Source organism: Ferrovibrio sp., assembly GCF_041906005.1.
In the GTDB taxonomy this organism is placed as follows: Bacteria; Pseudomonadota; Alphaproteobacteria; order Ferrovibrionales; family Ferrovibrionaceae; genus Ferrovibrio.
The window spans coordinates 551805-575220 of the sequence record NZ_JAYRJY010000001.1; the positions used below are offsets into that span (position 1 = coordinate 551805).

Genomic DNA, 23416 nt, shown 5'->3' on the forward strand with positions numbered 1-23416 from the left:
ATATACCATAATCAGCCATAGCCGGCGTAAAGAAAGCGTTACGCAGAGCCTGCGGCGACCCGGTAAAACTCAATCCAGGGCCAACTTCATGCCCACATGGCTGGCCTTGAAGCCCAGGCGCTCATACAGGCGATGTGCGCCCTGACGGCTGTTGTCGGAGGTCAGTTGCACCAGCTTGCAGCCATGCTGCTTCGCACGGTCGATGGCATAGCTGATCAGCTGTGACCCCAGCCCCCTGCCGCGCAACGTGGACTCAATCCGCACCGCCTCGATCTGTGCGCGTGGCTTGCCCAGGCTGCCCAGGCCGGGCAGCACCAGCAACTGCAGGCAGCCGATGATGCGATCCTCGTCATCCAGCGCCAGGATCACCTCGGCGCCGATCCGCTGCAGGCCATCGAAGGCGATGCCGTATTCCGCCGGCAGCGGATCGACGTAACGCTCTCGTTTGCCGCCGAGATGGTCGTCGGCCAGCAGCCGCACGATCTCGGGCAGGTCGGCCTTGCTGGCGGAGCGGAATCTCACTCCGCCGCCTCGGCATCCGCACGGGCGGGATCATAGGCCAGGTTGGGCGCCAGCCAGCGTTCCATCGTGGCCAGATCCATGCCCTTGCGCCTGGCATAGTCGGCCACCTGATCGCGCTCGATGCGGCCGATGCCGAAATAGCGTGCCTCGGGATGGCTGAAATACCAGCCGCTCACGGCGGCAGACGGCCACATGGCGAAGCTTTCGGTCAATGTGATGCCGGCCTTTTCGGTGGCATCCAGCAGTCTGAACAATGTCGCCTTCTCGGTGTGGTCCGGGCAGGCCGGATAACCCGGTGCCGGCCGGATGCCGCGATATTTCTCGGCAATCAGGTCGTCGTTGGTGAGAGTCTCGTTGGCAGCATAGCCCCAGAATTCCCGGCGCACGCGTTCATGCATGCGCTCGGCGAAGGCTTCGGCCAGCCGGTCGGCCAGGGCCTGAGCCAGGATGCCGGAGTAATCGTCGTGCTTTGCCGTGAATTCGCGCTTGATCCAGTCGTCCAGCCCGATACCGGCCGTGACGGCGAAGGCGCCGACGTAATCGGCCAGACCGGATTCCTTGGGCGCGACATAGTCGGCCAGGCTGAAATTCGCCCGCCCGCCATCGCGTTTCATCTGCTGGCGCAGCATATGCAACCGCGCCACCTCCTCGCTCTGCGCCTCGTCGGCATACAGCGCGATATCGTCATCCTCGACCTGCGCCGCCGGCCAGAAGCCGATCACCGCACGGGCCTTGATCGGCTTTTCCGCCACCATGCGCTTCAGCATGGCCTGGGCGTCGCGGAACAGGTTGCGAGCCGCCTCGCCTACCGTCGCGTCCTGCAGGATGTCGGGGTATTTGCCACGCAACTCCCAGGAGGCGAAGAAGGGGGACCAGTCGATGCGCTCGATCAGTTCCGGCAAGGGATAATCGTCGAATACCTTGAGCCCGAGGAATCCCGGCCGCGGCGGGACATAGCCGCTCCAGTCCAGTTTCTGCTTGTTGCGGCGAGCATCCTGAATGCTCTGGCGCGGACCGGTATTGCGTTCGCGGGCGTGGATGTCGCGGATTTTCTGATACTCGTTGGCGATCTCGCCGGTATAAGCCGGCCGGTCATTGGCCGAGACCAGCTTGCCAGCCACGCCTACGGCGCGCGAGGCGTCGGTGACATAGACCACCGGGCCCTTGTAGTTCGGCGCGATCTTCACCGCCGTATGGACCTTCGAGGTGGTGGCGCCGCCGATCAGCAGTGGCAGCTCGAAACCCTCGCGCTGCATCTCGGAGGCCACATAGCACATCTCATCCAGGCTGGGCGTGATCAGGCCGGACAGGCCGATGATGTCGACCTTGTGCTTCTTGGCCTCTTCCAGGATGCGGGCGCAGGGTACCATGACGCCGAGGTCGATCACCTCGTAATTGTTGCACTGGAGCACGACGCCCACGATGTTCTTGCCAATATCGTGCACATCACCCTTCACGGTGGCCATCAGCACCTTGCCGTTGGTCTGGGCCGGGCCGGACGCCTTCTCGGCCTCGATGAAGGGCAGCAGATAGGCCACCGCCTTTTTCATCACGCGGGCGGATTTCACCACCTGGGGCAGGAACATCTTGCCGGCGCCGAACAGGTCGCCGACCACGTTCATGCCATCCATGAGCGGACCTTCGATCACCTCGAGCGGCTTCGACACGATATGCCGGGCCTCTTCGGTATCCTCATCGATGAAATCCGCGATGCCATGCACCAGGGCATGGGTGAGGCGCTCGCGCACATCTTTCTCACGCCAGCTCAAATCCGCTTCCTGGGTCTTGCCGGCGCCCTTGAAGCGTTCGGCGATCTCCAGCATGCGCTCGGTGGCATCGGGCCGACGGTTGAGCAGCACATCCTCGACGCGCTCGCGCAGTTCCGCCGGGATATCCTCATAGACCGGCAACTGGCCGGCATTGACGATACCCATATCCATGCCGGCCTTGATGCCGTGATACAGGAACACGGCATGCATCGCCTCGCGCACGGATTCGTTGCCGCGGAAGGAGAATGACACGTTGGAGACGCCGCCCGAGATATGGCAGTGCGGCAGATTCTCGCGGATGTGGCGCGCGCCCTCGAAGAATTCGACAGCGTAGTTGTTATGCTCCTCGATGCCGGTCGCGACCGCGAAGATATTCGGGTCGAAGATGATGTCTTCCGGCGGGAAGCCGATCTTCTCGGTCAGCAGTTTGTAGGCGCGGGCGCAGATTTCGTATTTGCGATCGGCGGTGTCGGCCTGGCCCTGTTCGTCGAACGCCATCACCACGGTCGCGGCGCCGTAGCGGCGAACCTTGCGGGCCTGTTCCAGGAAAGCCGCCTCGCCTTCCTTCAGACTGATCGAATTGACGATGGCCTTGCCCTGCACGCATTTCAGGCCGGCCTCGATCACCTCCCATTTCGAGGAGTCGATCATGATCGGCACGCGGGCGATATCCGGCTCGGAGGCGATCAGGTTCAGGTATTTCACCATCGCCGCCTTGGAGTCGAGCATGCCCTCGTCCATGTTGACGTCGATGATCTGGGCGCCGTTCTCCACCTGCTGGCGCGCCACCGTCAGGGCGGCTTCGTAATCGCCGCTGACGATCAGCTTGCGGAACTTGGCCGAGCCGGTGACGTTGGTCCGCTCGCCCACATTGATGAAGACGGGGCCGTTGAAGCCACGGTTCTCGGCTTCAGGCGAAAAGGGTTCGTCGATATCGGTCATGCGGCAGGCACTGCAAATGGTTCGAGGCCAGACAGGCGAAGTTGCGGCGGGATGGTGGGTACGCGGCGCGGCTTGACGCCTTTCACGCTCTCGGCGATCGCCCTGATATGATCGGGCGTGGTGCCGCAGCAGCCACCCACGATATTCACCAGGCCGGCTTCGGCCCATTCGCGCAGATGCGTGGCGGTGGCATGCGGCGGCTCGTCATATTCGCCGAACTGGTTGGGCAGGCCGGCATTGGGATAGGCACTGACCTGCACATCGGCCACGCGGCTGAGCTCGGCCACATAGGGCCGCATCTGCTGGGCGCCGAAGGCGCAGTTGAGGCCGACCGAAAACGGCCGGGCGTGGCGCAGACTGTTCCAGAAGGCTTCTGTGGTCTGGCCCGAGAGCGTGCGGCCGGACAGGTCGGTGATGGTGCCCGAGATCATGATCGGCCATTCCTCACCCAGCTCATCGAACAGCTCGTAGACGCCGAACACGGCGGCTTTGGCGTTCAGGGTGTCGAAGATGGTCTCGATCAGCAGCAGGTCAGCACCGCCCTCGACCAGGCCGCGCGCCTGTTCCTTGTAGGCATCCTTCAGCTCGTCGAAGGTGATATTGCGGAAGTCCGGCCGGTTGACGTCAGGCGACAGCGAGGCCGTGCGGTTGGTCGGGCCGATGGCGCCGGCGACAAACCGCGGCTTGGACGGATCCTTCGCCGTATATTCGTCGGCAGCCTGGCGGGCCAGTTTCGCGCCCTGCTCGTTGATGTCGCGCACGGCGGCTTCCAGATGGTAATCCGCCTGGCTGATCCAGGTGCCGCTGAAGGTGTTGGTCTCGATGAGATCGGCTCCGGCGTCAAGATATTCCTTGTGAACGGCCAGGATCACGTCGGGTCGCGTGATGTTGAGGATATCGTGATTGCCCTTCAGGTCGCTGTTGGCGCCCTTGAAGCGGTCGCCGCGATAATCGGCCTCGGTCAGCTTGCGCCGCTGCAGCATGGTGCCCATGGCGCCGTCCAGCACCAGGATGCGCTCGCTGGCGGCTTTCTTGAGTGCGGCGCGGCGCGCCTTGCGTTGTTCAGGCGTATCGAACATCAGGCCGCCGCCTCCCCGGCAATCGTCGGTTTCGGACGCACGCCGAGCACGTGGCAGATCGCATAGGTAAGATCGGCGCGGTTCAGCGTGTAGAAATGGAATTCGTCGATGCCGGCGGCCAGCAGGCGGCGGCACTGCTCGGCCGCCATGTGGGCGGCCACCATGCGGCGCGTCTCCGGGTCCTCATCAAGGCCATCGAACATGTCGGCCATCCAGGCTGGCACGCTGGCGCCGCAGGCGGCGGAGAATTTCACCACCTGGCGGAAATTGGTGACCGGCAGGATGCCCGGCACGATCGGCACGGTGATGCCGGCCGAACGAGCCCGGTCGAGGAAACGGAAATACACGTCGGTATCGAAGAAATACTGGGTGATACAGCGGGTAGCGCCGGCATCGACCTTACGCTTGAGATGCTCGAGTTCCACGCGCGGCGAGGTCGAGTCCGGATGGCCCTCGGGATAGCAGCCGACGCTGATCTCGAAATCGCCGATCTTCTTCAGGCCGGCGATCAGGTCGGTCGAATTGGCATAGCCCTGGGGATGCGGCGCGAAACTGCCCGTACCCTCCTGCGGATCACCGCGCAGGGCCACGATATGGCGAATGCCGGCCTGCCAGTAATGCTGCGCCACTTCATCGACCTCGCCTTTCGTGGCGCCGACGCAGGTAAGATGCGCGGCAGGCTTGAGACCGGTTTCATTGAGGATGCGGACCACCGTGTTGTGCGTGCGCTCGCGCGTCGAACCGCCGGCGCCATAGGTGACCGAGACGAAGCGCGGGCCGAGCGGCGCCAGGCGGGTGACGCTGCGCCACAGGCTTTCCTCCATTTCCGCCGTCTTGGGCGGGAAGAATTCGAAGGAAACCTTCAGCGGGCCAGGCCGGCGGGCGGCATAGGCATTGAAATCCGGGCTGGTCATTCGGCGGCACTCTTCTGCGCGGCGGAGAAAAGCTGGGTGGCGCGTTTGATGGCGCGCCAGACATGAACGGTGAGCGGCTGGCCCGGCAGGGCGGCGACCGGATCGAGGTCGAGTCCGGCGGCCGCGCACCAGCCACGCAATTCCGCATCGGCAAAACCGAGCCGGCGATGGGCATGGCGGGCGCGCAGGTCTTCCAGGTCATGCGGGGCGAAATCGACGATCACCAGGCGGCCGCCGGGCTTCAGCACACGGGCGGCTTCCTGGATCGCCTTCAACGGTTCGTCGGCGAAATGCAGCACCTGATGGATCACGGCGGCATCGACCGAAGCCTTATCCAGCGGCAGGGCATACATATCGGCCTGGCGCACCTGACAATGGCGGATGCCGGCGCGCTCCAGATTGGACCGGGCGATGCTGAGCATGTCTCGGCTGAGATCCACGCCCAGACCGCGCTTGATATGGGGTGCCAGCACTTCCAGCAGGCGGCCGGTGCCGGTGCCGATATCGAGCAGATCATTGATCGGCGCACCGCCCAGCAGCCGCAGCACCGTGGCCTCGACCTGGGCCTCGTCGACGTGCAGCGAGCGGATCGCCGACCATTGCGCGGCATTGTCGCGGAAATACTGTTCGGCTGCTTCGGCACGGGCGCGCTTCACGGCGGCCAGACGCTCGGCGTCACGGGCAAGCGTGGGGTCCTGCGGCGGCAGCAACGAGCTCAGCGCGCGCACCAGCGGCGCTCCGGCCAGCCGCTCGCCCACGCGATAGAAAGCCCAGGTGCCTTCCGGCACGCGCTCAAGCAGGCCGGCCTCGCAGAGCAGTTTGAGGTGGCGCGAGACCCGCGGCTGGCTCTGGCCCAGAATCTGGGTCAACTCTGAGACGGTCAGTTCCCCCTGGGCGCAGAGCGCCAGCAGCCGCAGGCGGGTCGGCTCGGCGGCCGCCCGCAGGGCGGCCATCAGGGTGTCTAGGGTCTGGGCAGGGTCGGTCTGCATGGCTCGAAAGACATAAACATATCTTTATCTATTTGTATAGGATGAAATGCGATGTGATCAAAAAAGGACATGGCCTTACACTTGGCAACAAGCTATGTATTCAGCCGTTACCATAGCCATATCCCAAGCCGAAAAGCCATTTTCTTCCATGGCTTAGACACATCCCCCGCATAGCATCGAGTCTTCAGGCCATCTCCATGTCCACCCTGCTTTCCCCAAAGCCTTTCTCCCGCCGGAATGTGCTGGCCATCTTTGCCAGCTTCGGCCTCGTCCTCGCCCTGACGGCCCTGCCCGCCCCAGCCGCGCCGGCCGCCGTACCGGCGGACCAGTTCATCCGCGAGGTTGGCACCGAGACCCTGCAGGCGCTGGGCGACCGCTCGCTGACTGCGGAAAAGCGCGAGGCGCTGGTGCGCGATCTGCTCACCACCCATCTCGATCTCGAGGCGGTGGGTCGTTTCTGTCTCGGCCGCTACAGCCGGGGCCTGAACGACGCGCAGAAACAGGAATACGCCAAGCTGTTCGAGGATTATCTGGTCAAGGTCTATGCCCAGTTGCTGTCGCAGTATAACGGCGAGACCCTGGATGTGCGCGACAATGCGCGCGCGGTCGGCAACGAAACCATCGTCGATTCCCAGATCAACCGGCCGAACGGCCCGCCGATCCGTGTGGAATGGAAGACCCACGAGAAAGACGGCAAGCCGTTGTTGACCGATGTGGTGGTTGAAGGCGTGTCGATGGCCTTCACCCAGCGCCAGCAGTTTGAATCGGTGATCCAGAATAACGGCGGCAAGATCGATGCCCTGTTCGCCGCCATGAAAAAGCAGATCTCCGGCCGTCGCTAAACCGGCCGGACACAAAAAAGCCCGGCTTTGGCCGGGCTTTTTTATTGGCTGCGTCGCCGCCGTTCAGGCCATCGCGGCCGCAGGCGTCAGCTCCAGGGCGTAGCCGGCCGACCGCACCGTGCGGATCACATCGGATTCGCCGCTGGCATTCAGCGCCTTGCGCAGGCGGCGGATATGAACGTCGACCGTGCGCTGTTCGACATAGATATCGCGGCCCCAGACCGCATCCAGCAGCTGGTCGCGCGACAGCACGCGGCCGGGATGTTCGAGGAAATACCGCAGCAAGCGGAATTCCGTGGGGCCGAGATGGATATCCCGGCCATTGCGGGTGACCTTGTGGGTGGCGATATCCATCACCAACCCGCCATAGGTGAGCACTTCCTCGGCCAGGGCCGGACGAATCCTGCGCAGCACGGCGCGAATGCGGGCCAACAGCTCGCTGGGTGAAAACGGCTTGGCGATGTAATCGTCGGCACCGGCATCCAGGCCGCGCACGCGGTCGGCTTCCTCGCCGCGCGCGGTCAGCATGATGATCGGCACGTTGCGGGCATTGGGATCGCGACGCAACTGGCGACAGACCTCAAGGCCCGACAGACGCGGCAGCATCCAGTCGAGCAGGATCAGGTCCGGCATATGCTCGGCCACCTTCAGCAGCGCCTGCTCGCCGTCCATCGCCTCGTCGACGATGTAGTTTTCCTTCTCCAGATTGTAGCGCAACAGCGCCAGCAGCGCGGCTTCATCCTCGATGACGAGAACGCGCGGCTTGATCGTCACGTTCATCGCGTGCCTCCCGGCGCGTTGACCACCGCATAAGCGGTGTCGTCGCCCTTCGGCCGGTCTTCCTTGGGCAACTCACCGGTCACGGTATAGTGGATCAGTTCGGCGATATTGGTCGCGTGATCGCCGATGCGCTCGATATTCTTGGCGATAAACAGAAGATGCGTGCATGGCGTGATGGAGCGCGGATCCTCCATCATGTAGGTCAGCAATTCACGGAACAGGCTGGTATACAGCTCGTCCACCTCTTCATCGCGCGCCCAGACCGCATCGGCCTTGGTGGCATCATCGGTGATATAGGCATCCAGCGTATCCTTGATCAGGGCCTGCACCAGGGCGGCCATGCGCGGAATGGCATGGACCGGCCGCACCAGCGGCGCCTGGTTCAGCGCCACCGCCCGCTTGGCCACATTCTTGGCATAATCGCCGATCCGCTCGATCTCCGAGGAAATGCGCAGAGCGGCGACGATGACGCGCAAGTCGGCGGCCATCGGCTGGCGCCGGGCCAGCAATTCGATGGCGAAATCGTCAACCTGGTTGCGGAGCGTGTCGATTTTCGCATCACCCTCAACCACCTTGCCGGCCAACTCGCTGTCGCGCTTTACGATGGCCTCCACGGCGGAAGCCAATTGCGACTCCGCCAATCCACCCATCTGTACGATGAGGGTTGAAAGCTTCTTCAGCTCTTCGTCGTATTTCTGGACGATATGTTGCGGCATTGCCTTGTCCTCGTTCTGCTCAGCCGAAGCGACCGGTAATGTAATCCTGGGTCTGCTGCTTGTTCGGGTGGGTAAACATCCGCTTGGTATCGCCAAACTCGATCAGTTCGCCCAAGTACATGAAAGCCGTGAAATCGGACGTACGTGCTGCCTGCTGCATGTTATGCGTCACGATCACGATCGTATAATCGGCTTTCAGCTCATCGATCAGCTCCTCGATCTTCGCCGTCGAGATCGGATCCAGGGCCGAGCAGGGTTCATCCAGAAGGATGATCTCCGGCCGCACCGCGATGGTGCGGGCGATGCACAGGCGCTGCTGCTGACCGCCAGACAGGCCCAGGCCACTGGTGTTCAGCTTGTCCTTGACTTCGTCCCACAGGGCGGCGCGGCGCAGCGCGCGCTCGACCCGTTCGTCCATCTCGTCCTTGGAAATCCGCTCATAGAGGCGAACGCCGAAGGCGATGTTCTCGTAGATCGACATCGGGAATGGCGTCGGCTTCTGAAACACCATGCCGATCTTGGCGCGCAGCATGTTGAGGTCCTGGCCACTGTCGAGGATATTCACCCCGTCCACGATCACCCTGCCCTCGGCACGCTGGCGCGGATACATCTCGTAGATCCGGTTCAGCACGCGCAAAAGGGTGGACTTGCCGCAGCCCGACGGGCCGATGAAGGCCGTGACCTTGCGATCATAAAGCGTGAGGTTGATGTCCTTCAGCGCTTTCGTATCGCCGTAATAGAACGCCAGATTCTCGATCGAAACTTTCGGCTGCAGCGCGGCAGACGTAGCGGCGGACGTCACGGGTTCCATGAGCTCGATGTTCATTGGGTCTTCTTTCCGCCGGCAAGGGCGCGGGCACCGATGTTGAGGGCAAGAATGGCGAGGGTGATCAGCAGCGCGCCGACCCATGCCAGCTCCCGCCAGTCTTCATAAGGGCTGAGCGAGAACTGGAAGATCACCACGGGCAGGTTGGCCATGGGCGCGTTGAGATTAAGGCTCCAGAACTGGTTGTTGAGCGCCGTGAACAGCAATGGCGCGGTTTCGCCGCTGATCCGCGCCACGGCGAGCAGGATGCCGGTGACGATGCCGTTGCGCGCTGCGCGGTATGCCACCCGGCGGATCACGAAATAACGCGGCGCGCCTAAGGCCGTGGCCGCCTCGCGCAGGCCATTGGGAACCAGATTGAGCATGTCCTCGGTCGTGCGCAGCACCACGGGGATCACGATGATCGCCAGGGCAACCGCGCCGGCCCAGGCCGAGAAATGCCCCATGTGGATCACCATCACTTCGTAAACGAAGAGACCGACGATGATGGAAGGCGCGCTGAGCAGCACGTCGTTGATGAAGCGCACCACCATCGACAGCCTGCTGGCCCGGCCATACTCGGCCAGGTAGGTGCCAGCGAGGATACCGATTGGCGTTCCAATCGCGACGGCAATGCTGGTCATTACCAGGGTGCCGGCAATGGCATTCCGCAAGCCACCGCTCTGTCCCGGCGGCGGGGTCATCTCGGTAAACACAGAAAGCGTCAGACCGCCGAAGCCTTCGATCAGCAATTCGGCCAAGATCAGAACCAGCCAGGCGATACCGAAGGCAGCAGCAGCCACGGACAGGGAAACGATGATCCGGTTCGTCATGCGCCGGCGCGCATACAAGCCAACCATGTTAGGCCCCCTTCACATTCGTACGCAGCAGCATGATCCGCGCCGCCGCCAGCACCACGAAGGTGATGAAGAACAGAATCAGGCCCAGCGCGACCAGCGACGAGGTATAGATATCACCCACCGCCTCGGTGAACTCATTGGCGATGGTGGCCGAGATGGTCGTGCCCGGCCCAAGAATGGATGCCTGGATCTTGTGGGCGTTGCCGATCACGAAGGTAACCGCCATCGTTTCGCCCAGCGCGCGGCCAAGGCCGAGCATGATGCCGCCGACCACGCCGACACGGGTATAAGGCAGCATCACGCTGCGCGCGACTTCCCAGGTTGTGCAGCCCAGGCCATAGGCGGCTTCCTTCAGCACGGGCGGAACGGTTTCGAACACGTCGCGGGTAACAGCCGTGATGAAGGGCAGGATCATGATCGCCAGGATCAGGCTGGCGGTGAGAATGCCGATTCCGTAGGGCGGGCCGGCAAACAGGTTTTCCAGCACGGGCACGCCACTGAAGGCGTTGATCAGGGCCGGCTGCACATGACGCTGCATGAAGGGAGCAAAGACGAACAGACCCCAGATGCCATAGATGATGCTGGGAATGCCCGCGAGCAGTTCGATGGCCGTTCCAATCGGGCGCCGCAGCCAAAGCGGGCAGATTTCAGTAAGGAAAATGGCAATGCCGATGCTGATCGGCACGCCGATCAGCATGGCGATGAAACTGGTGATCAGCGTGCCGGAGATTGGCGCCAGCGCGCCGAAATTCTCTTTTACGGGGTTCCATGCCTGCGTGGAGACGAACCCGAAGCCGAACTTGGCCAGCGCCGGGATGGCGCCTTCGATGAGGGCCACGATCACTCCACCGAGCAGCAAAAGAACCGTCACGGCCGCAGCGAAGGTCAAGCCATGAAAGAACTTGTCGGTGGGAGCAAACCAGCGTGAAACTGGCTTCCGGGGACTGGCCTCAGCCGGCGTCGTCACTGCCATATCGGTCACCTTGCACCCCGTCGTTTATCTGCTTGTACGCCATTCAAACCGAAACGATATACGGTCAACCCGCCGATGAACTTCTGTGGCGGGACACGGAAGGCCGGCTTAAGCACCGGCCTTCCGCTTTCCCAGAACAGGTTGGCCTTACTTGGCGGCGAAAATCGGCTTACCGCCCTGCTGGATCTGACTCCAGGCCTTATCCTGGACCAGCTTCGACACAGTTGTCGGCATGGCGATGTAATCAAGCTCGTCGGCCATCTTGTCGCCATTCTTGTAGGCCCAGTTGAAGAACTTCAGGGCTTCGGTGGCGGCAACCGGATCGGACGGATTCTTGTACATCAGGATGAAGCTGGCACCGGTGATCGGCCAGCTCTTGTCGCCCGGCTCGTCAGTCAAGATGACCTCGAAGCCCGGAGTAGCGGCCCAATCGGCATTCGCAGCGGCAGCCTTGAACGCATCCGAGTCAGGACGCACAGCCTTCCCGGCCTTGTTGATCATGCCCATGTAGGTCAGCTTGTTCTGCTTGGCATAGGCATATTCGACATAGCCAATGGCGCCATCGGTCTGGCCCGACATATTGGCCACGCCTTCATTGCCCTTGGCGCCGATGCCCGTGGGCCACTGTACGGCAGTGCTCGCGCCGACCTTCTCGTTCCAATCCTTGCTGGCCTTGGAGAGATAGTCGGTGAAGAGGAAGGTGGTGCCCGAACCGTCCGAACGATGCACCACGGCAATGGCGGTGGCCGGCAGGTTGGCGCTGGGATTCAGCTTCTTGATGGCTGCGTCGTTCCAGGTCTTGATCTCGCCCATGTAGATCTTGGCCAGCGTCTCGCCGTCGATCACCAGCTCGCCGGGCTTGATGCCCTTGATGTTGGCCACCGGCACCACGCCGCCCATGATCATCGGAAACTGCACAAGACCGGCTTCATCCAGTTCCTTGGGCTTCAGCGGCATGTCCGAGGCGCCGAAGGTCACGGTCTTGGCCTTGATCTGCTTGATGCCGCCGCCGGAACCGATCGACTGGTAGTTCAAACCAATGCCGGTCTCCTTTTTATAGGCGTCAGCCCACTTCGCGTAGATCGGGTACGGGAAGGTAGCGCCGGCGCCAGAGATGTCGGCGGCCTGGGCGGCGCCGAGGCCGAGCGTGGTCGCAAACGCGACAACGGCGGCCTTGAGCAGGATTGGCTTGAACTTGAGCACGGGTCTCTCCCTCTGCTGAAAATGTATAGACGTCGATCACCTGATCGGACGCCGCGGAAGATAGAGAGGGCATATGACGGATAGTTTGCAGGAATATGACAGTTGCAAGAATCATCCGGCCTGCCGAGCCTGCTGGCATAAATAATTCTTGTGAATATCAACCTTTTCCGACTGTCACATTCCGGAGATCCAAGAAACGAAACTCAGTAAAAAAACAACATATGATATTTATTATTTTATTCTATCTTCTGTTTTATTATCGCTTCACTGATTTAAAATATTCAATATTCTCCAGTAGCCTTAATAAATAATAATTACAGTTGATCTACCTTTGCCGCATTCATCCAAGCCCGGGCAAAGCCGGGCGGCGGTTTACGGCGCCTGGGACCCCGCGGGCAGACGCACCATGAAATGGCTGCCCTGCCCCGGTTCCGACTCGATCACAAGACGGCCCCGGTGCCGGTTGATGATGTGCTTCACAATGGCCAGGCCCAGGCCGGTGCCGCCCAGATCGCGGCTGCGGGCCGAGTCGACCCGGTAGAATCGCTCGGTCAGGCGCGGCAGGTGCTCGCGGGGGATGCCCTCGCCATGGTCGCGTACCCCCACCTCCAGCAAACCGGCCTCGGCCCCGCGCAGACTGACCTCGACCGCGGTTTCAGCACGGCCGTACTTGATCGCGTTGTCGATCAGGTTCTGGAATACCTGCATCAATTCATCCCGGGCGCCGCGTACCGGGGGCAGGTTTTCATCCAGCGTAAGCTGGATCGGCATCTTCTTTGCCCTGGCCTGCGGCTCCAGCGCGGCGGCGGCATCACGCAGCAGCGGCGCCAGGGCGATGGTTTCCGAGGGCCGGTCGTGTTCGCGCATCTCGATCTGCGACAGCGACAACAGGTCCTGGATCAGCCGGGCCATACGCGCCGCCTGGTCGCGCATGATCCCGAGGAAACGGATGCGCGCCGCCTCGTCGTCGCGGGCCGGCCCCTGCAGGGTTTCGATGAACCCCACCAGCGAGGCCAGTGGCGTACGCAGCTCATGGCTGGCATTGGCGACGAAATCGGCGCGCATTTTCTCGGCCTTGCGCAAAGCGGTCAGGTCATGCAGTGCCAGCACCGCGGCCGAGCCTTCGCGGCTGACCGGCAGGGCCACCACGCGCAAGCTGAAGCTGCGGCCATCGGGCACCGGCAGGGTAAGATCGGCCGAAGCCATGCCGGTTTCGCCCCGCAGCACGGTGTCGGCGGCATCCAGCACAGCCGGATGGCGCATCGCCACCGAAAGGTCGTTGCCGATGATGTCATTGCCGAAGAATTTGCGGGCGGCAAAATTGGCGCGCGCGATATTCCGCCCGCCATCCAACAACAACACCGGATCGGGCAGCGCATTCAGGATGGCATCGGAGGTGGTGCTGTGCAGGGCCACCTGGCCCTGCTCGTCCAACAGGGTCTGGCGCAGCCGCTCCACCGTCGCGCCAAGCTCGCCGATCATGGTGAGAGCGTCCCATTCGCCGCTTTTGCGCGGCTCGCCACCGAGAATCTCGTCGGTACGTCGCAGCACGCGCCAGGCAGCATGGGTGTGCCAGGCGGCGAACAATGCCGATACCGCCAGGAGGGCAAAAAGCATCAGCCAGGCGGTAGCATCCGTCAGGGCGTCGCCGAGCCGGGCGAGCAGAACGATGACCGCCTGTGGCGCGCCCAACAGCAGAAACAGCGCAAACCAGCGAGTGACGGGAAAACGGGCACCATTGCCAGCTGGCGGTGTAGCCGGGGAAATGCTGGATGGTGCGTGCGATACGCCCGGTGGCTCGCTCACGGTTTACTCCTCCCGACTCCTGCCATTCGGCCCATTCAACGATGGCCAGCCGGCTGCCAGCGCAACAGGGCTTCTACCAGTCGCCGCAGCACGGCGATCAGCGGCGCGGCACGGACAGCATCCCAGTGTTCAAGCCGCGCCTCGTCCATGTAACAGTCACGCGCGATCTCCAGCTGCAGGGCATGCAGGCCCTCGGCCGGGCGCCCATAATGGCGGGTGATGAAACCGCCCTTGAAGCGGCCGTTATGCACATGGCTGAAGCCTTCGGACGCACTGAGTATACCATAAGCGCATGCGGCAAGGCCGGGATCGCAACTGGCGCCATCATTGGTGCCGAGATTGAGATCGGGCAGCCGGCCGGGAAAAAACCGCGGCACCTCGGCCGCGATACTGTGGCCATCCAGCAGGATGGCATAACCGTGACGAGCGCGGATCGCCTGCAATTCGGCGGCCAGGCGCTGGTGATAGGGATGCCAATAGACGGCGGCCCGTGCCGCAACTTCCGACGTATCGGGCCCAGCGCCCTCGCGATAGAGTGGTTCACCGTCGAAACCACGGGTCGGGCAGAGTTCGGTATTGTCGGCGCCGGGATAGAGCGCGCGGCCCTGCGGGTCGCGGTTGAGGTCGACCACATAACGCGAATGGGTTGCCACCATCAGCCCAATGCCCAATTCGGCGGCAAAGCCATAAAGCTTCTCGACATGCCAGTCGGTGTCGGTCAGACGACGGCCGGAATCGGTCAGGCGGTCAGACAGGCCGGGGCTCAGGCCCAGACCGGCATGGGGCACATCGACCAGCAATGGCGTTTGGCCGGGAACAAGAGTGAACAGTGCGGCGGGTTCGGTCATGTCTGCGGACTGGAAAAATGGGGCTGACATAGGTAACAAAGCGCACTGCCCGCGCCAAGCCGCGTTGCCCGCCGACATGGATATTTCACAGGCCATCTCCGTATGGCCGGCGCGGCATTTGAGCCCCGGCGCGCTTTACCCTAGAGTGCGGCGGTTTTTCGACGCTTCCCCAGTCGCATAACGCCCCAGTCGCATAACGTAAGGCACAGTTCGATGGACCTCACCCTGCTCGGCTATACGATCAGCGCTTCGCATATCAGCGCCTTCCTGCAAGTCATCATGATCGACGTCATCCTGTCGGGTGACAATGCCATCGTCATCGGCCTGGCCGTCGCCGGCCTGCCGCCGCAACAGCGCAACAAGATTATTATATACGGCATCCTCGCCGCCACGGTGCTGCGCATCATGTTCGCCGGCATCGCCGTGCAGTTGCTGCAAATCATTGGGCTGACGCTCGCCGGCGGCATTCTGCTGCTGTGGGTGGCCTGGAAGATGTGGCGCGAACTGCGCGAACAGGCCAAGGGCGAAACCGGCGAGGACGGCGATACCGGCAAGCCCGCCCCCAAGACACAGCGCGAAGCCGTGATGCAGATCATCATCGCCGACCTTTCGATGTCGCTGGACAACGTGCTGGCTGTCGCCGGCGCGGCCCGCGAACACCCTTATATCCTCGGCTTCGGTCTGGTGCTGTCGATCGCGCTGATGGCGGTGGCATCGAAATTCATCGCCCGCCTGCTCGATCGTTATCACTGGATCGCCTATATCGGCCTGCTGATCATCGGCTACGTGGCCTTGCGCATGATCTGGGAGGGTGGCTTCCAGGTGATGGATGCCACCGGCCTGCAGGCCATGCTGAGCAGCAAATAGCGCTATTCGGCCCAGAATTTGGCGATCGCGTCGGCGAGGTCCTCGCCATAGAGATCCTTGAAGAAATGATCCGCACCATCCACCGTGATGGTGCGGATTTTTTCTGCGCGCGGCGCCGCCTGCAGTTTCTGCGGCAAATCCTTCACCACCTCGTCGCCGCCGGCAACCGCCAATAGCACCGGCCGCCGGATCCGCGACAACTGACTGGGCGCATCGTTACGGCCATCGCCGTTGTGGTAATCAAGGAACGTAGCCGCCGCGACGCTGGTTTTCGGGCAATACATGAAATCCGTGTTGGTCAGCAATTCGTCACCCTTGCCGGCAGAAGCCAGTGTCTCGGCCTTTGCAATGACCGCGTTGAAATCACCGCCGAAACGCGCCTTGTATTCGGCTGGCGCAACGGCGCGATCGAAGGTTGCCGGCGCGGCCAGCACGATCTTCTGCAAAGCCGGTGGCAATGCATCGCCTTTCTGCGCCGCGTAATACGCCACCTGCGCTCCGCCGCGCGAATGGCCCAGCAGACCGATCTTGCCTGCGCCGGCCTTGCCGGCCCAGTCGATCCAGGCCGCGATCTCGGCCACCGCCTGCGCGTTGCTGTGGCGGTGGGGCACGGCGCAGTCATACATGCCTTTGCGATCCGACACGCCGAGCGACAGCGTCACCGCGACCGTCGAGAGTCCACGCTCGGCCAGCGTCTCCTGCAGGGCCTGCATGATCTCCATGCGGTTATGCGCCAGTGTGCCATGCACCAATACCATGAGGCCGTCGCGCGGCGTCTTGCCTGCAGCCAGTTTAAGTTCGCCATCGAGGCCCCGGCCCTCATGAACCAGCCGCACCGGCTCTGCCCGGGCTGTGGCGAAGCCCGCGGGCGACAGGATCACGGCCAAGCTCAACACAAGACTGTGACGCAGCGACATCTGTTTCTCTCCCCCATTGGCCGGTCCGGCTATTGATCGCATACGGACCCTGAAATAACGTCAGCCTATGCTATTTCATCGATTAGCACAATTTGTTTGTGTTATAATGACTATCCTGGCAGCAACGGCTTCCCCCCTTGCTCAGGCCCAGACCATGGAACTGGTCATGTTCGAACGCGAGGACTGCGCCTGGTGCCAGGCCTGGCACCGGGAAATCGGACCGGGTTACGGGAAATCGGCGGAAGGCGAATTGGCGCCGCTGCGCCGGGTCGACCTGGATCGTCCGTGGCCAACCGACCTGCCTAAGCTTGGCATCCGCTTTACGCCAACCTTTGTACTGATGCTATGTGGCCGCGAGTCAGGGCGACTCATTGGGTATCCAGGCGCGGATTTCTTCTATCCTAAGGTAGAAAGCCTTCTGACAGAGTCGCAGGAAAAGGGAAAAACCCCGGGAAACTGCGGTTAATTTGCCGTTACGGAATACCACTTGCAATGTGTGAAAAGAGTTTGCTATGGACACAACAACACTCAGCTCAGAAGCTGACCTGACCGGACCTAGCCCGGCAGAGACAACGGGAGGAACGATGCGCCACACGCGCCTTGCCGATATTAGCCTTGTCGCCGGCATCATGGCCGGAACCGGGCTCATGCTGCTGGCGGTTCCAGCCCCGGCCCAGGAAATCCGCGACGCCAATCTGGTTCCTTACGCAGTCAAGGATTATGCGATCGAAAAATCCCTGACCGGCAAACCGGGCGATGCCGCCAAGGGCCGGCAATGGGCCATCACCAGTGGCCAGGGCAATTGCGTGATCTGCCACAAGCTGCCGATCCCCGAAGTGGCCTTCCGGATCGGCAATGTGGGCCCGGACCTGACCGAGGTGGGCAGCCGGCTGACGCCGGCCGAAATCCGCATGCGTATCGTGAACCCCAAGCTGCTGAACGAACAGACGATCATGCCAGCCTATTATCGCGTGACCGGTCTGCATCGCGTGGCCAAGAACGCTGAAGGCAAACCGATGCTGACTGCCGAACAGGTGGAAGACCTGGTCGCCTATCTCTCCGCCCTGAAGTAACGCCCCGGATCTGGAACAGGAGTGTCCGATATGACTGCAACCTCTGAAGCCCTGCCCCGCCGCGGCCTGAGCCGTCGCCAGGCTGTCGCCGCGCTGGGCGCCGGCACCGTGGCGATCACACTGGTTCCCTTGAGGGCCGAAGCAACACCGGAAAGCGCCAAGAAGCTGCTGGGCGAGTTGGTCAAAGCTGCGCCGAAAGCCGGCAAAGTGCAGATCAAGACCCAGGAAATCGCCGAGAACGGCAACACCGTGCCAGTCACCATCGCGGTCGAGAGCCCGATGACCGACGGCGACTATGTGAAGGAAATCCACGTGGTTTCCGACAAGAACCCGCAGCCGGGCGTTGCCAGCTTCATGCTGACGCCGGCGAACGGCAAGGCGGAAGTGCAGTTCCGCATGCGCATGGCGGAAACGCAGAACGTGATCGCCGTCGCCCTGATGAGCGACGGCAGCGCCTGGACCGCGGCCCGCGAGGTCAAGGTCACCATCGGCGGCTGCGGCGGCTGAAGCGGCGGCATCCAGGCACACAGACACAGGAAAGGATCGAACCATGGCTGAAGACATCAAGCCGCGCATCCGCGTCCCGCAGACCGCGAAGAAAGACGAAGTCATCGAGATCAAGACCCTGATCTCGCATCCAATGGAATCGGGCCAGCGCAAGGATTCGCAAGGCAAGATCATCCCGCGCAAGATCATCAACAAGATGACCGTGGCCTATAACGGCAAGCAGGTCTTCGAGGCCAAGCTGGAACCGGCGATTTCGGCGAACCCATATCTGTCGTTCTTCCTGAAATGCACGGCCAGCGGCAACCTGGACTTCACCTGGACCGACGATGACGGCAGCGTCTACAAGGCGACGCAAGCCATCACCGTGGCCTGAGGTGGTGCAGATGCCCCACCTGCACCGCTCCCTGTTCACCGCCGCCGCCGCGCTGGTCCTGATCGGCAGTCTGACAGCGTGTGATGGCGACAAGTCGAAATCTGCCGCCACCGCCGACAGTGGCGATCCGCTGGCCCAGTATCGCGCCAATCCGAAATACAAGGATTTCATGGTTGGCGAAAAAATGTCGGGCTACGTCTTCGCCTCGCCGGAAACCCAGGCTATGCAGGATGACGAGTTTGAAAACCCCGGCATGTTGGCCGTGCAGGATGGCGAAGCGGAATGGAGCAAGGTGGAGGGCGCCGCCGGCAAATCCTGCGCATCTTGCCACCAGGATGCGGCGAAGACCATGAAGGGCGTCGCCGTCGCCTATCCGAAATTCGAACCCAAGCGCGGCAAGCTGGCCAGCCTGGAACACCGGATCAATCTCTGCCGCACCGAGAATATGAAGGCGGCCGAGCTGAAATGGGATTCCAAGCCCCTGCTGGGCCTGACCGCCTATGTCGAATACCAGTCGCGTGGTTTACCGATCAACGTGAAGGTGGACGGCCCCGCTGCCCCCTTCTTCGAGGAAGGCAAGAAATTCTACTACACGCGTCGCGGCCAGATGGATATCGCCTGCGCCCAGTGCCATGAGCAGAATGCCGGCATGAATATCGGCGTGGAGAATCTGAGCCAGGGCCAGTCGAACGGTTATCCGACCTATCGCCTGAAATGGCAGTCTTTCGGCTCGCTGCATCGCCGTTTTGAAGGCTGCAATGAGGAAGTCCGCGCCCTGCCTTATCCGCGCGGCTCCGACGAATACACCAATCTTGAGCTTTACGTCGCCTGGCGCGGCAACGGGCTGAAGTCCGAAGCGCCTAGCGTCCGCCGCTGAACGCCGGCCACTCCGCTTTTTGGAGTGGCCGTTTGCATATTTTGTACAGAAAAATACTGCTGATAAATGCAGCTGATTAAACAGGAAGCGAGCGCCCCATGCTGAGCCGTCGCGACATTCTCCAGGCCTCTGCTGCCGCTGCCGTTCTGCTCGGTGGCGGTGCGCGGATCGGCGCAGCCGCCGCCGCGCAGAAGATCAGCCAGGCCGATCTCCTGCGGTTCCAGCCGCTGGGGCAGGTTACCCTGCTGCATTTCACCGACATCCATGCCCAGATCGTGCCGCTGCATTTCCGCGAACCCAGTGTCAATATCGGCGTGGGCGAGGCGCTTGGCCTGCCGCCGCATCTGGTGGGCCAGCATCTGCTGACGCAGTACGGCATCAAGGCTGGCACGCCCGAAGCCCATGCGCTGGCCTATCCCGATTTCGTCCAACTGGCGAAAGACTACGGTAAGCTGGGCGGCATGGCGCATCTGGCGACGCTGGTGAAGGCGATCCGCGCCGAGCGACCGAACAACACGCTGCTGCTGGATGGCGGCGATACCTGGCAGGGCAGCTATACCTCACTGGCGACCAAGGGCGCCGACATGGTGAAGGTGATGGAAGCCCTGGGCGTCGATGCCATGACGGCACACTGGGAATTCACCTACGGCGCCGAACGGGTGAAGGAGCTGGCCGGCGGGATGAAAATCCCGTTCCTGTGCGGCAATGTGAAAGACAACAGTTTCGGCGACGCCGTCTTCGACGCGATCAAGATGTTCGAACGCGGCGGCGTGAAGATCGCCGTGATCGGCCAGGCCTTCCCCTACACGCCGATCGCCAATCCCCGCTACATGATCCCGGAATGGTCGTTCGGCATCGAGGAAGAGAAGGTGCAGGAGCATGTGGAGACCGCGCGTGCCCGGGGCGCCGACCTTATCGTGCTGCTGAGCCATAACGGCTTCGACGTCGACCGCAAGCTGGCCGCCCGCGTGAAAGGCATCGACGTCATCCTCACCGGCCATACCCATGATGCCATCCCGGCGCCGGTGAAGGTAGGCAATACCCTGCTGATCGCACCGGGCAGTCACGGCAAATTCCTCGCCCGCCTCGACCTGCAGGTGAAGGACAAGCGCGTTGCGGATTATCGTTTCCGCCTCATCCCCGTATTCTCGGATGCCATCACGCCTGATCCGGCGATGGCGAAACTGGTGGACGATATCCGCGCGCCGCACAAGGCAGTGCTCGACAAGGTGCATGGCCGGGCCGACTCGCTGCTGTATCGCCGGGGCAACTTCAACGGCACCTTCGACGACCTGATCTGCCAGGCGATGCTGGCCGAACGCGACGCGGAAATCGCCCTGTCGCCCGGCTTCCGCTGGGGCGCCACTTTGCTGCCCGGCCAGGATATTACCGGCGACATTCTTTATTCGCAGACCGCGATTACCTATCCCAATGTCTATCGCAACCAGATGACCGGCGAATTCCTCAAGACCGTGCTGGAGGATGTGGCCGACAATCTGTTCAACCCCGACCCCTATTACCAGCAGGGCGGCGACATGGTGCGCGTCGGCGGCATGGCCTACACCATCGATGTGGCCAAGTCGATCGGCCAGCGCATCTCGAACATGACGCTGCTGCGCACCGGCCAGCCGATCGATCCGGCCAAATCCTACACCGTGGCCGGCTGGGCCTCGATCAACGAGGGCACCGAAGGCCCGCCGATCTATGATCTGGTCGGCAAATACATCGCCACGCAAAAGACGGTGAAGATCGAAGAAAACCGCAGCGTGAAAGTTGTCGGCGCCGACCAGCGCGGCATCGCCGGCTGACCGGACCCCGGAGGAGGAAACGACAATGACCGAGACGAAAGACAAACCTTCGCGGCGCAGCTTCCTGAAAAAATCCGCGGCCGCCGGCGGTTTCACCCTGCTGGCCGGGGCGGGCGTGGGCGAGGCGATGGCGGCCGGCGACGACAATCTGCCGCCGAATGTGCCGGAATGGATGAAGTCGCTGGGCCCGGGCGTTACGGCCAATCCTTATGGTTCTCCCTCGCCATTCGAAAAAAATGTGGTCCGCCGCAATGTCGGCTGGCTCACAGCCACCGAGGAATCCTCGATCAACTTCACGCCGATCCATGAACTGGATGGCATCATCACGCCCAGCGGCCTGTGCTTCGAACGCCATCATGGCGGCGTACCCGAGATCGACCCCGAACAGCATCGCCTGATGATCCACGGCCTGGTGGATCGGCCGCTGATCTTCAACATGAACGACCTGATGCGTTTCCCATCGGTGAGCCGCATCCACTTCCTCGAATGTCCGGCCAATGGCGGCATGGAGTGGAAAGGCGCGCAGATGGCCGGTGTGCAGTTCAGCCACGGCATGGTGCATTGCTGCGAATGGACCGGCGTGAAGCTCTCCACCCTGCTGGCCGAGGCGGGCGTGCAGAAGGCCGCGAAGTGGTTGCTGGCCGAAGGCGCCGATGCCGCCGCCATGACCCGCAGCATCCCGCTGGACAAGGCGATGGACGACATCATCGTCGCCTATTCGCAGAATGGCGAGCGCATTCGGCCGGAAAACGGCTATCCGCTGCGCCTGCTGGTGCCGGGCTGGGAAGGCAACGTCAATGTCAAATGGCTGCGCCGCATCAAGGTTGGCGACCAGCCCTGGCATCACCGCGAAGAAACCTCGAAATACACCGATCTGATGCCCGACGGCAAAGCCCGGCAATTCACCTTCGTACAGGAAGCCAATTCCGTGATCACCTCTCCCTGCCCGGAAAAGCCGATGAAGTTCGGCAAGGGATTTTACGAGATCCGCGGCATTGCCTGGTCGGGTTATGGCAAGATCAAGAAAGTGGATATCAGCATCGATGGCGGCATGAACTGGAAAACCGCCGAACTGCAAGCGCCGGTTTTCTCGAAAAGCCTGACGCGTTTCCGCCTGCCGCTGCAATGGGATGGCCGGCCGATGCTGCTGCAGAGCCGCGCCGCCGACGACAGCGGCTATGTGCAGCCGACCATCGAGGCCCTGCGCAAGGCGCGTGGCCTGAACTCGATCTATCACAAGAACTCGATCCATACCTGGCGCGTGCTGCCGACCGGCGAGGTGCAGAATGTCCAAGTCGCTTAAGCTGGTCTCTCTCCTTTTCGCCTGCAGCATTGCCCTGCCGGTGCTGGCGCAGGACAAGGCGCCAGCCAAGCGTTTCGGCTTCGGCCAGCCGGCCAGCAAGGAACAGATCGCAGGCTGGGATATCGATGTGCGTGGCCCCGATGGGGCCAATCTGCCGCCCGGCAAGGGCAGCGTGGCGGCCGGCGAGGAGCTGTATATGGCGCAATGCGCCGCCTGCCATGGTGAATTCGCCGAGGGTGCGGGGCGTTATCCCGAACTGATCGGTGGCAAGGGCACGCTGAAATCGGAAGACCCGCGCAAGACCATCGACAGCTACTGGCCGCACGGGCCGGGCCTGTTCGACTATATCCGACGCGCCATGCCCTTTGGCGCGCCGCAGAGCTTGTCGCCGGACGAAGTCTATTCCATCGTGGCCTGGCTGCTGAACCAGGCTGACCTGTGGCCCGCCGACAAGGACATGGACGCGGCCGCCCTGCGCCAGGTGAAGTTGCCGAACCGCGACGGCTTCATTGCCGGCGGTGACCCGCGACCTGACGTGAAGCCCGACACATGCATGACCAATTGCCGCAAGGACCCGCCGAAAATCACCAGCGACCTGGCCGCGCGCCTGGGCGTGACCCCGACGCAGAAGACCGGCGACTGA

The 23416-nt window shown here is 62.4% G+C and carries 22 protein-coding genes and 1 pseudogene; 10 read left to right on the forward strand and 13 right to left on the reverse strand.

All coding sequences use genetic code 11. The features are described from left to right. Positions 1–69: 69 nt before the first annotated feature. From ACE3OO_RS02680 to ACE3OO_RS02695, 4 genes and pseudogenes are all read right to left on the reverse strand, one after another. Positions 70–522, reverse strand: coding sequence for a GNAT family N-acetyltransferase (locus tag ACE3OO_RS02680; protein ID WP_374299454.1), 453 nt, complete (start codon positions 520–522; stop codon positions 70–72). Beyond that, a pseudogene (gene metH, locus ACE3OO_RS02685) lies at positions 519–4312 on the reverse strand (methionine synthase). The gene ACE3OO_RS02680 and the pseudogene metH overlap by 4 nt, the downstream one beginning before the upstream one ends. Then, positions 4312–5226: a methylenetetrahydrofolate reductase [NAD(P)H] gene (metF, locus tag ACE3OO_RS02690; RefSeq protein WP_374299457.1), complete on the reverse strand. Its 915-nt coding sequence runs from the start codon at positions 5224–5226 to the stop codon at positions 4312–4314. The pseudogene metH and the gene metF overlap by 1 nt, the downstream one beginning before the upstream one ends. Then, complete coding sequence (locus ACE3OO_RS02695; RefSeq protein ID WP_374299459.1) at positions 5223–6215, reverse strand: ArsR/SmtB family transcription factor; 993 nt, start codon at positions 6213–6215, stop codon at positions 5223–5225. Before ACE3OO_RS02695 ends, metF begins: the two co-directional genes overlap by 4 nt. Before the next feature lie 197 nt (positions 6216–6412). On the opposite strand from ACE3OO_RS02695, the gene ACE3OO_RS02700 reads away from it, so the two are divergent. Then, entirely contained in the window at positions 6413–7057 is a 645-nt protein-coding gene (locus ACE3OO_RS02700) for a phospholipid-binding protein MlaC (RefSeq protein WP_374299461.1), read from the forward strand. Positions 7058–7120: 63 nt separating this feature from the next. On the opposite strand, the gene phoB is transcribed toward ACE3OO_RS02700, so the two are convergent. The 8 genes from phoB to hutG all read right to left on the reverse strand — a co-directional run bounded on the left by phoB (position 7121) and on the right by hutG (position 15048). Beyond that, the gene (gene phoB, locus ACE3OO_RS02705; protein WP_374299463.1) at positions 7121–7837 is read right to left on the reverse strand and encodes a phosphate regulon transcriptional regulator PhoB; all 717 of its coding nucleotides are present in this window, start codon (positions 7835–7837) and stop codon (positions 7121–7123) included. Continuing rightward, positions 7834–8553: a phosphate signaling complex protein PhoU gene (gene phoU, locus ACE3OO_RS02710; protein WP_374299465.1), complete on the reverse strand. Its 720-nt coding sequence runs from the start codon at positions 8551–8553 to the stop codon at positions 7834–7836. The genes phoB and phoU overlap by 4 nt, the downstream gene beginning before the upstream one ends. A 19-nt stretch (positions 8554–8572) precedes the next feature. Further along, on the reverse strand, positions 8573–9379 hold the full coding sequence (pstB, locus tag ACE3OO_RS02715) for a phosphate ABC transporter ATP-binding protein PstB (protein ID WP_374299467.1): 807 nt from the start codon (positions 9377–9379) through the stop codon (positions 8573–8575). Beyond that, positions 9376–10218 (reverse strand): phosphate ABC transporter permease PstA, encoded by an 843-nt coding sequence (gene pstA, locus ACE3OO_RS02720; protein WP_374299469.1) that lies wholly within the window; start codon positions 10216–10218, stop codon positions 9376–9378. The genes pstB and pstA overlap by 4 nt, the downstream gene beginning before the upstream one ends. Position 10219: 1 nt before the next feature. Next, complete coding sequence (gene pstC / locus ACE3OO_RS02725; protein WP_374304651.1) at positions 10220–11191, reverse strand: phosphate ABC transporter permease subunit PstC; 972 nt, start codon at positions 11189–11191, stop codon at positions 10220–10222. Positions 11192–11338: 147 nt separating this feature from the next. Then, positions 11339–12394: a phosphate ABC transporter substrate-binding protein PstS gene (pstS, locus tag ACE3OO_RS02730; RefSeq protein WP_374299471.1), complete on the reverse strand. Its 1056-nt coding sequence runs from the start codon at positions 12392–12394 to the stop codon at positions 11339–11341. Positions 12395–12766: 372 nt separating this feature from the next. Then, positions 12767–14200: an ATP-binding protein gene (locus ACE3OO_RS02735; RefSeq protein ID WP_374299473.1), complete on the reverse strand. Its 1434-nt coding sequence runs from the start codon at positions 14198–14200 to the stop codon at positions 12767–12769. A gap of 35 nt (positions 14201–14235) precedes the next feature. Next, positions 14236–15048, reverse strand: a complete 813-nt coding sequence (hutG, locus tag ACE3OO_RS02740) for an N-formylglutamate deformylase (RefSeq protein WP_374299474.1) — start codon at positions 15046–15048, stop codon at positions 14236–14238. Between the two features lie 213 nt (positions 15049–15261). Between hutG and ACE3OO_RS02745 the strand changes: the two genes are divergently transcribed. Next, positions 15262–15915, forward strand: a complete 654-nt coding sequence (locus ACE3OO_RS02745) for a TerC family protein (RefSeq protein ID WP_374299476.1) — start codon at positions 15262–15264, stop codon at positions 15913–15915. Positions 15916–15917: 2 nt separating this feature from the next. Here ACE3OO_RS02745 and ACE3OO_RS02750 read toward each other — a convergent pair whose 3' ends face one another. After that, a complete protein-coding gene (locus ACE3OO_RS02750) occupies positions 15918–16832 on the reverse strand; it encodes an alpha/beta hydrolase (protein WP_374299478.1) in 915 nt (304 codons plus the stop codon). 166 nt (positions 16833–16998) lie between these two features. Between ACE3OO_RS02750 and ACE3OO_RS02755 the strand changes: the two genes are divergently transcribed. The 8 genes from ACE3OO_RS02755 (at position 16999) to ACE3OO_RS02790 (ending at position 23416) form a co-directional block, all read left to right on the forward strand. Continuing rightward, positions 16999–17298 carry a thioredoxin family protein gene (locus tag ACE3OO_RS02755; protein ID WP_374299480.1) on the forward strand — a complete coding sequence of 100 codons (300 nt, stop codon included), beginning with the start codon at positions 16999–17001 and terminating at the stop codon, positions 17296–17298. 118 nt (positions 17299–17416) lie between these two features. Beyond that, positions 17417–17905 (forward strand): sulfur oxidation c-type cytochrome SoxX, encoded by a 489-nt coding sequence (gene soxX / locus ACE3OO_RS02760; RefSeq protein ID WP_374299482.1) that lies wholly within the window; start codon positions 17417–17419, stop codon positions 17903–17905. A 30-nt stretch (positions 17906–17935) separates the two neighbouring features. After that, positions 17936–18412, forward strand: a complete 477-nt coding sequence (gene soxY, locus ACE3OO_RS02765; protein ID WP_374299484.1) for a thiosulfate oxidation carrier protein SoxY — start codon at positions 17936–17938, stop codon at positions 18410–18412. 43 nt (positions 18413–18455) lie between these two features. After that, positions 18456–18785: a thiosulfate oxidation carrier complex protein SoxZ gene (soxZ, locus tag ACE3OO_RS02770; RefSeq protein ID WP_374299486.1), complete on the forward strand. Its 330-nt coding sequence runs from the start codon at positions 18456–18458 to the stop codon at positions 18783–18785. A 10-nt stretch (positions 18786–18795) separates the two neighbouring features. Continuing rightward, positions 18796–19662 carry a sulfur oxidation c-type cytochrome SoxA gene (soxA, locus tag ACE3OO_RS02775; RefSeq protein ID WP_374299488.1) on the forward strand — a complete coding sequence of 289 codons (867 nt, stop codon included), beginning with the start codon at positions 18796–18798 and terminating at the stop codon, positions 19660–19662. A gap of 98 nt (positions 19663–19760) precedes the next feature. Continuing rightward, positions 19761–21470 carry a thiosulfohydrolase SoxB gene (soxB, locus tag ACE3OO_RS02780; RefSeq protein WP_374299490.1) on the forward strand — a complete coding sequence of 570 codons (1710 nt, stop codon included), beginning with the start codon at positions 19761–19763 and terminating at the stop codon, positions 21468–21470. Positions 21471–21495: 25 nt separating this feature from the next. Beyond that, positions 21496–22773, forward strand: coding sequence for a sulfite dehydrogenase (gene soxC / locus ACE3OO_RS02785; protein WP_374299492.1), 1278 nt, complete (start codon positions 21496–21498; stop codon positions 22771–22773). After that, positions 22757–23416 carry a c-type cytochrome gene (locus ACE3OO_RS02790; RefSeq protein ID WP_374299494.1) on the forward strand — a complete coding sequence of 220 codons (660 nt, stop codon included), beginning with the start codon at positions 22757–22759 and terminating at the stop codon, positions 23414–23416. Before soxC ends, ACE3OO_RS02790 begins: the two co-directional genes overlap by 17 nt.